General features: G+C 66.9%; 1 protein-coding gene and 1 pseudogene. Both read right to left on the bottom strand.

Translation table 11 applies throughout. The features are described 5' to 3' along the window. Positions 1 to 343 (bottom strand): annotated as a pseudogene (locus FUT87_RS24365) (cell division protein FtsA); the annotation flags it as partial. Between the two features lie 8 nt (positions 344 to 351). Next, positions 352 to 1102 (bottom strand): cell division protein FtsQ/DivIB (locus FUT87_RS24360; RefSeq protein WP_147242662.1); only part of this gene is annotated, 751 nt, incomplete at its 5' end.

Genomic DNA, 1102 nt, shown 5'->3' with positions numbered 1-1102 from the left:
CGGTTTCCACCACCCGGGCGACATCCACCGGCGTCACTTCCTTGTCGCGCACGATGACCATGCCGGTCGAGTTCTGGCCGCGGATATGGCTGCCGGTAATCCCGGTGTAAACCCTCGAAATCCGGCAGTCGGCCATCATTTCGGCCTCTTTCAGCGCCTGCTGGATGGACTGGACGGTGGCATCGATATTCACCACGACGCCGCGTTTCAGGCCATGGCTGGGCGCCACGCCCAGGCCGGCGATGCGCAATTGGCCGTCCCCCATCACCTCGGCCACCACCGCCATGATCTTGGCGGTGCCGATGTCCAACCCGACGACCAAATCCTTGTATTCCTTGGCCATGCCTGTCCTCAATTCTTCTTGGCGCCCTTGGGCGCAGTGGTAACCGTCGTCACGCCGGCGAGCCGGACCGCATATCCGGATTCGTGGCGGAGGTCCGCCGATACCAGCGAGGTGCGGTAGCGGGCGGTGATCTGCGGAATGCTGGCGATGAACTGGCCAAACCGGGCCACGACTTCAGCCTCGCTGCCCCGGCCGAGTTCAACGACCGCTCCCTTTTCCAGCGTGGCCTTCCAGGAACCGCGACCCGACAAATCCAGCCGGGCCACCCCTTCATCCAGTTTCCCGTGGGTCATGGGATCGAGCTGGCGCCACATCGCCAGCATCGCCGCCGACGATTTGGCCGGCCCGGCCAGGGTCGGCAGGTCCTCGTCCTCGACATCGCCCAGATTCGCCTCGAAGACCTCGCCGAAACTGTTGACCAGCCGGGTATCGACGACCGCATCGCTGTCGGCATCGGCGTTCTCGGCCTTGGTTTCCCAATAGGCGGCGGGGCGGTGCTCCTCGAGCGCCACGACGAGGTGCAGCGGCCAGACGCGGCGCACCGTCGCATGACGCACCCAGGGCACGGCCTCGAAGGCGGCGCGCGCCTGCTGCAGGTTCATCGTCAGGAAGTTGCCCGACAGCCGCGGCAGCGCGTTCGCCCGCAGCGACGCGCTGCTGTTGCGGCTCACGTCGCCCTCGACGGTGATGGACTTGATCGAGAACGCCGGCTGCCGCGCCAGCCAATGCACCCCCACCGCCGCCGCGGCCAGCGCCACG

It is taken from the genome of Mitsuaria sp. TWR114, assembly GCF_007997345.1.
Note: the sequence above shows the minus strand (reverse complement) of the source record. Positions and strands in the feature narration are given on the sequence as shown.